At 69.2% G+C, this 7,743-nt stretch carries 6 protein-coding genes; 4 read left to right on the top strand and 2 right to left on the bottom strand.

The genetic code is table 11. The features are described 5' to 3' along the window. Both AB0G28_RS03015 and AB0G28_RS03010 read right to left on the bottom strand, forming a co-directional pair. The coding region (locus AB0G28_RS03015; protein ID WP_361082324.1) for a glycoside hydrolase family 97 catalytic domain-containing protein at positions 1-1,918 on the bottom strand (1,918 nt) is incomplete at its 3' end. An 11-nt stretch (positions 1,919-1,929) separates the two neighbouring features. After that, complete coding sequence (locus AB0G28_RS03010; protein ID WP_361082322.1) at positions 1,930-3,921, bottom strand: NPCBM/NEW2 domain-containing protein; 1,992 nt, start codon at positions 3,919-3,921, stop codon at positions 1,930-1,932. Positions 3,922-4,315: 394 nt separating this feature from the next. Here AB0G28_RS03010 and sdhC point away from each other — a divergent pair, with 394 nt between their 5' ends. The 4 genes from sdhC to AB0G28_RS02990 are packed head-to-tail and all read left to right on the top strand — an operon-like array spanning position 4,316 to position 7,718. Next, positions 4,316-4,759 carry a succinate dehydrogenase, cytochrome b556 subunit gene (sdhC, locus tag AB0G28_RS03005; protein WP_361082320.1) on the top strand — a complete coding sequence of 148 codons (444 nt, stop codon included), beginning with the start codon at positions 4,316-4,318 and terminating at the stop codon, positions 4,757-4,759. A gap of 1 nt (position 4,760) precedes the next feature. Next, a complete protein-coding gene (locus AB0G28_RS03000) occupies positions 4,761-5,174 on the top strand; it encodes a succinate dehydrogenase hydrophobic membrane anchor subunit (protein WP_361082318.1) in 414 nt (137 codons plus the stop codon). Between the two features lie 19 nt (positions 5,175-5,193). Continuing rightward, the gene (sdhA, locus tag AB0G28_RS02995; protein WP_361082316.1) at positions 5,194-6,948 is read left to right on the top strand and encodes a succinate dehydrogenase flavoprotein subunit; all 1,755 of its coding nucleotides are present in this window, start codon (positions 5,194-5,196) and stop codon (positions 6,946-6,948) included. Further along, positions 6,948-7,718, top strand: a complete 771-nt coding sequence (locus AB0G28_RS02990) for a succinate dehydrogenase iron-sulfur subunit (RefSeq protein ID WP_361082315.1) — start codon at positions 6,948-6,950, stop codon at positions 7,716-7,718. Before sdhA ends, AB0G28_RS02990 begins: the two co-directional genes overlap by 1 nt. Positions 7,719-7,743 lie beyond the last annotated feature (25 nt).

The raw sequence follows: 7,743 nt of genomic DNA, 5'->3' as shown, positions 1-7,743 counted from the left end.
GCTCGTCCCCGCGATCGTCCGGCGCTGGCTCGAACACCGCGCGACCGACCGCCGCCACCACCTCGGCTCGCTGCGGCTGATCCAGGTCGGGCGGGGCCTGGCAGAGCCGCGCGGTGAATCCACCGTTCGCGGCCACCGGGACGGTGAGGGTGCTCCCGGATGTCACGCGCTGTGTCGTGACCTGGAGCTTCCCGTCGGCGCCGTCGCCGTAGACCTCGGCCAGCCAATCACCCGGTGGGAGGAAACCCAGCGGCGCGTCGAGCCGCGTCGCGGGGCCGCCCCGCAGCGCCCCGACGTACCACTGCGCGCCGCTGCGGCGGGCGATGACCGCGAGCTTCCCGGGGTCGCCGGCCAGCAGCAGAGTGTCGTCCCACGCCGTCGGGATGCCCTTGAGCAGCCGCTCGGCGGCCGGGTGGGCGTCGTAGCTCGCGACGCTGTCCGCGAAGTGCTGGACGCCGGATTCGAACAGCACGCTCAGGGCCAGCTCGCCGCCGTCGCTGGTCGGCCGGACGCCGGTGAACGTGACCGGCGTGAAGTCCATCGAGCCGGACAGGTTCCGCGTGAACGGCAGCGTGAGGTAGTGGTCGATCGGGAACGGCTCGCGCCCCGGCTTCGGCTTCGTGCCTTCCGCGCCCCGCACCGCTTCGACGCTCATCACGTTGGGCCAGGTCCGCTGGATGCCGCGCGGGATCGGCGCGCCGTGGAAGTTCACCATCAGGTGGTACTTCGCGGCCGCCGCGAGCACGGCGTCGTACCAGCGGGTGCGGTCCTGGCGTTCGGACTCCACGAAGTCGATCTTGAGCCCGACGACGCCCCAGTCGGCGTACTGCTTGAAGTTCTTCTCGCGCTCGCTGTCGGTGTCGGTGATCTTCGCGTCCGCCCAGAGCCAGATGCCGACGTTCCGCGCCTTCGCGTAGGCGACCAGGTCGGGCACCCAGGCGGCGTTCCAGCTCGCGTCGACGAGGTTGTACGCCCAGCCCTCCTTCGCCGCGAGGTCGACGTACTTCTCCTGCAGCGCGAGGTCGCCGGTGCCTTCCGACCACCACGACCACGCACCGGCGCCGGGCTTGATCCACGACGTGTCGGCGATCTTCGACGGGCTCGCCAGGTCGGTGCTGAGGTCGGACTGGGTGACGGTGGCCAGGTCGCCGACGATCATCGCGCGCCACGGCGTCGACAACGGTCCTTTCGCGACTTCCGCGGGGTCGCCGAGGGTCAGCTGGAAGCGGTGCTGCGGGGTGAGCGTCAGCCGGGAACCCGCGTAGCTGCCGTTCAGGTCGGATTCGAGGACCGACAGCCAGGTGTCACCGACGTGGAACAGCGCCGGGTAGCCGTACTCGGCCGGGTCCTGCCGGTCGACCGGCTTGTGGACGTGGATGCTCTCGTAGTCGCTGCGGCCGTTGTCGAACGGCAGCAGGAAGGAGTCGGCGGCCTGCGGGACGGCGTACTCCGACGCCTCGCGGACGACCGTCACCCACTTCGGGGTGTCGAAGACGTACCGGTAGGCGACGCCGTCGCGGGAGATCCGGAAGACGACGTCGAAGGCACCGCCGGGGCCCTTGACGTTCAGCGTGGTTTCCGCGGCGTCGTACGTGTGCCGCAAGCGTTTGCCGGTGGTGGTCGTGTACTCGTCGTGGACCGGCCGCTGGCTGAACCCGGTGACCTTCAGGCCGCTGGTCAGGTCGCCGGTCGCCGTCTCGACGCCGAGTGCGGACGGCTCCAGCACGGTGGTCGCCCCACGCGTGACCGACAGCGTGAGCTTTCCCTGATTCAGGGCGATGTGGGCTTCGGGTGTGGGCGCGAACGACGTGCCCGGCGCGGTGAGCGTCCAGGACGTCACGGGCGCGGGCTGGCCGGAGGCGGGCAACCCGATCAGCGCCACTCCGGCGGCCAGGGCGGCAGCCGACAGCGTTTTCATGAGAAGTCCCTTCAGGCGCAGGTCAGCCGGGCCGCGGCCCAGTCGCTGCGGTCGTAGGAGTTGCCGTCGCCGCCGTCGGTGACGACGAGCCGGAGGTACTGGGCGCCGTGCAGGTCCGCGGCCAGCGGCAGGGCCGGGTCCTGCCAGGTCCGGACGCCCGTCGAGGCCGCCATCGCGGCGTCGGCGTAGACCTCGAACGTCGCCGAGCCCTGCTTGTTCGTCGCCTCGCGCTCGTCGTCGACGCCGACGTCCGCGGTGAACGCCGTGCAGCGGCCGCCCAGGTAGAAGACGACTTCGCTGGGCGCGTGGGCGCCGAGGCCCTTCGGGTAGACGACGCCGTTGATCGTCAGCGGCTTGCCGTCGCCGGCGGGGATGCTGCCGTTGGACATGTCCCGTTCGACCGGGCCGTAGCCGTTCTTCTCGGCGGCCCAGCGCAGGTCGCTGGCCCAGGCGGCCGCCGTCGGCGGCGCCGCGGGCACGGTGAGCTGCTGCTCGCCGGCCCAGCTCGCCCGGCCGGACCCGAGGGCGGTGTACGTCACGCCGCCGCGCAGGACCGCCGACGTGCCTTCGGTGCCGGACGGCGGAGTCACCCGCCAGCGCCCGGCCGCGGTGTCCCCGGTGCCGAGGACGAGCTTCCGGGGCCGGGCCAGCTGCTCGACGCGCCAGCCGCCGGGCGCGGTGAGCGTGACGCGCGGGTCGAACACCGGGACGCGGGCTTCGTCGGTCGCGGACACCGTGACCTCGAACGGCTTGCCGGCAGGCGTGATCTCGCCCGGCACGCCCGGGACCGGCGCGGCCAGCTCGATGCCCGTGCTCACCAGGGGCGCGTTCCGCCACCATGCGCCGCCCGCGTGCACGCGGTAGACCACGGTCGCGTGGGGCGGGACGACCGCGGAGAGCCGGCCGGCGGTCTGGAGGTCGCGGTGGGCCCAGAGGTCACGCGCGGAGTACCCGGCGGCTTTCGGGAGCCCCACGTCGGCCGCGGTGGTGCCGATCGTGGCCGACGACGTCGTCTCGTTGAACAGCGCGACCGCGACGTCGCCGTTCGCCAGGGGCTTGGCGAACACCCAGTGACCGTCCTGGTTGGACAGCACGCGCGCCTGGACGCCCTTGCGGTCCTGGTCGAGCGCGATGACCTCGGCGTTGCGCAGGACGTCGAAGTTCTCCGGCGACACCTTGCGCAGGTCGGCGCCGATGAGCAGCGGCGCGGCCATCATCGCCCACAGCGAGAAGTGGGACTGGTACTCGACGGTCGTCATGCCGCCGTTGCCGACCTCGAGCATGTCCGGGTCGTTCCAGTGCCCCGGCCCGGCGTACGGCGCGAGCGGCGCGTTCGCCTTGAGGATCTGGAGCATCTTGGCCCAGTTGTCCTTGATGTCGCCGGTGGTGCGCCAGAGGTGACCGACGTCGGCGCCCCACGTCCACGGCTTGTTCTCGCCCCACTCGCAGAGCGAGTACACGATCGAGCGACCCGTCTTCCGCAGCGCGTCGCGCATCTTCGTGTAGCGCTCGAGCGCGGGCCGTCCCTGGTTGTTGCAGTTGTCGTACTTGAGGTAGTCGACACCCCAGTCCGCGAACGTCTGCGCGTCGACGTCTTCGTGGTCGAGCGCACCCGGCTGGGTCTTCGCGCAGGTCAGCGTGCCCGCGCTGGTGTAGATGCCGAACTTGAGCCCCTTGGAGTGGACGTAGTCGGCGAGGGCCTTGATGCCGCTCGGGAAGCGGGCCTTGTTCGCCTGCATGCGCCCGTCGGCGTCGCGCGCGGGCTCGGCCCAGCAGTCGTCGACGTTGACGTATTCGTAGCCGGCGGCCTTGAGGCCTTTGGCGACGAAGATGTCGGCGGTGTCGCGGATGATCTGCTCGTCGACGGCGCAGCCGGTGGTGTTCCAGTTGTTGAAGCCCATCGGCGGGGTCAGGGCCAGGCCGTCGGGCAGTGCTTGCGCGGGCGTGACCGACACCACGGGCAGCAGGGCCGCGACGGCGATCACCAAGCCGAGTCGTCTCACCAGAACGTCACCCCATCGTGAGAGATCCGATGTATTTGCGCCAGACAGTAGGAACGACTCGATCAACGGTCAACGATTCACCGACTGCACCAGCCTTTTGGCGTAGCGCATCAGATATGAGATTCCGGAGAGGTCAGACCTCCGTGGTTCCCGGTGATCGGCACCGCCACGCTGCCGAGTGCGCCACGCCACACCGCCGGGTGGCGGTGCGGGAATACCGGTGTCTGGTCCATCACAGAGGGGAACCCGGAGGTGAGCCGCGTCCCGGGTCCGGGTCTAGCATCCGATTCATCCAGGCTCGATGACGTTGATCTCGGCAAGCTCGACCGCTCATGGCGACTGCGGACCTCACCGGCCACCGGGCGCACAGTCAGACGTTGGAGGCCGTTCACCGATGTCCACCACGGCGAGCACTGCCCCGCAGGCAGGCGCGAGCGATCGGGCGGGTGCCTCACGCCGGCAGGGGACCTTCTACCGGGGCGACCCGGGCATGTGGTCCTGGGTGCTGCACCGCATCACCGGCGTGCTCACATTCTTCTTCCTGTTCGTGCACGTGCTCGACACCGCGCTGGTGCGCGTGTCGCCGAACACCTACGACCAGGTCATCGAGACGTACAAGACGCCGCTGGTGAACCTCCTGGAGGTCGGCCTGGTCGGCGCGGTCCTGTTCCACGCGCTCAACGGCATCCGCGTCATGCTGATCGACTTCTGGTCGAAGGGCCCGAAGCTGCAGAAGGCGATGCTCTGGGTCATCGGCGTCGTCTGGGTCGTCGTGATGGTCCCCGGTGCGTTCTTCATGCTGAAGCGCACCGCCGAAACGCTCTTCGGGGGTAACTGACATGGCCGACCTCGCTCTCGCCAGCCCCCGTTCGCCGAAGCGCCCGGCCGCGCGCCGCAGCAACTTCGAGCTCTACAGCTGGCTGTTCATGCGGATCTCGGGCCTGGCGCTGGTCATCCTGGTGCTCGGCCACCTGCTGATCATGAACATCCTCGACGGCGGCGTGCACCGGATCAACTGGGGCTTCGTCGCCGGCCGCTGGGCCTCGCCGTTCTGGCAGTTCTGGGACCTCGCGATGCTCTGGCTGGCCGAGATCCACGGCGGCAACGGGCTGCGCACGATCATCGACGACTACGCCCGCAAGGACAGCACGCGGTTCTGGCTGAAGATCCTTCTCTACGTCTCGATGGTGCTCATCCTGGCCGTCGGCACGATGGTGATCTTCACGTTCGACCCGAACATGCCCGCGAACTGACAGCCACGGAGACTTTTTCATGCAGTTCCACAAGTACGACGTGGTGATCGTCGGCGCCGGCGGCGCCGGCATGCGCGCGGCCATCGAGTCCGGCCAGCGCGCCCGCACCGCGGTCCTCACCAAGCTCTACCCGACCCGGTCCCACACCGGCGCGGCCCAGGGCGGCATGTGCGCCGCGCTGGCGAACGTCGAAGAGGACAACTGGGAGTGGCACACCTTCGACACGGTCAAGGGCGGCGACTACCTCGTCGACCAGGACGCCGCGGAGATCATGGCCAAGGAGGCCATCGACGCCGTCCTCGACCTGGAGAAGATGGGCCTGCCGTTCAACCGCACGCCCGAGGGCAAGATCGACCAGCGCCGGTTCGGCGGCCACACGCGTGACCACGGCAAGGCCGCGGTCCGCCGCGCCTGCTACGCCGCCGACCGCACCGGCCACATGATCCTCCAGACGCTGTACCAGAACTGCGTCAAGCACGGCACGGAGTTCTTCAACGAGTTCTACGTGCTCGACCTGGTGCTGTCGGAGGACGCGGACGGCAACCCGGTCGCCTCCGGCGTCGTCGCCTACGAGCTGGCCACCGGCGAGCTGCACGTCTTCCAGGCGAAGTCGATCGTGTTCGCCACCGGCGGCGCGGGCAAGATCTTCAAGACGACGTCGAACGCGCACACCCTCACCGGTGACGGCCTCGGCATCATCTTCCGCAAGGGCCTGCCGCTGGAGGACATGGAGTTCTTCCAGTTCCACCCGACCGGCCTCGCGGGCCTGGGCATCCTGATCTCCGAAGCCGTCCGCGGCGAGGGCGGGATCCTGCGCAACGCCTCCGGCGAGCGGTTCATGGAGCGCTACGCGCCGACCATCAAGGACCTCGCGCCGCGCGACATCGTGGCGCGGTCGATGGTGCAGGAAGTGCTGCAGGGCCGGGGTTGCGGCCCGAACAAGGACTACGTCGTCCTCGACGTCACGCACCTGCCGGTCGAGGTCCTCGAGACCAAGCTGCCGGACATCACCGAGTTCTCCCGGACGTACCTGGGCGTCGACCCGGTGAAGGAGCCGGTGCCGGTGTTCCCGACCTGCCACTACGTGATGGGCGGGATCCCGACCAACGTGCACGGCGAAGCGTTGCGGGACAACGAAAACGTCATCCCCGGCCTGTACGCAGCGGGCGAGGTCGCGTGCGTGTCCGTGCACGGCTCGAACCGCCTCGGCACGAACTCGCTGCTGGACATCAACGTGTTCGGCCGCCGCGCCGGCATCGCGGCCGCGGAGTACGCGCTGGCGCACGAGCACGTCGAGCTGCCGGAGAACCCGACCGCGCTGGTCGAGGAGCAGCTGGCGGGCCTGCTGTCGGAGCACGGCGACGAGCGCGTCGCCGACATCCGCAAGGAAATGCAGCAGACGATGGACTCGCACGCGTCGGTGTACCGGACCGAGGACACGCTGAAGCAGGCGCTGACCGACGTCCAGGCGCTGAAGGAGCGGTACCAGCGGATCACGGTGGCGGACAAGGGCAAGCGGTACAACACCGACCTGCTCGAAGCCGTCGAGCTGGGCTTCCTGCTGGAGCTGGCCGAGGTCCTGGTCGTGGGCGCGCTGGCGCGCAAGGAGTCCCGCGGCGGCCACGCCCGCGAGGACTACCCGAATCGCGACGACACGAACTTCATGCGGCACACCATGGCCTACAAGCAGGGCACCGGGCTGTCCTCGGACATCCGGCTCGACTACAAGCCCGTGACCTTCACCCGCTACGAACCGATGGAGCGGAAGTACTGATGACTACGGCTACTGCTGACCCGGCCGCCGCTCCTTCCGACGAGCACACGCCGATCACGGTCACGCTGAAGATCCTGCGGTTCAACCCGGAGGTCGACGAGGAGCCGCACTGGGAGTCCTACGACGTCCCGGCCCAGCGCACCGACCGGCTGCTGAACCTGCTGTTCTACGTCAAGGACTACATCGACGGCACGTTCTCGTTCCGCCGCTCGTGCGCGCACGGCGTGTGCGGGTCCGACGCGATGCAGATCAACGGCATCAACCGCCTGGCGTGCAAGGTCCTGATGAAGGACCTGCTGTCGCCGTCCGGCAAGCCGACGGTGATCACGATCGCCCCGATCAAGGGCCTGACGACGTTGAAGGACCTCTACGTCGACATGGACCCGTTCTTCGAGGCGTACCGGGCGATCAAGCCGTATCTGATCACCTACGGCAACGAGCCGACGCGCGAGCGCATCCAGTCCCAGGCCGACCGCGACCGCTTCGACGACACGACGAAGTGCATCCTGTGCGCGTGCTGCACGTCGTCGTGCCCGGTGTACTGGAACGACGGCTCGTACTTCGGCCCGGCGGCGATCGTCAACGCCCACCGCTTCATCTTCGACTCGCGTGACGAGGGGTCGGAGGAGCGCCTGGACATCCTGAACGACGCCGAAGGCGTGTGGCGCTGCCGGACGACGTTCAACTGCACGGACGCCTGCCCGCGCGGCATCCAGGTGACCAAGGCGATCCAGGAAGTGAAGCGCGCGCTGTTGTTCAAGCGCGTCTGACACTGCCGGCTCCGCGCACCTCGGT

The organism is Amycolatopsis sp. NPDC021455, from assembly GCF_040640995.1.
GTDB lineage: Bacteria > Actinomycetota > Actinomycetes > Mycobacteriales > Pseudonocardiaceae > Amycolatopsis.
Note: the sequence above shows the minus strand (reverse complement) of the source record. Positions and strands in the feature narration are given on the sequence as shown.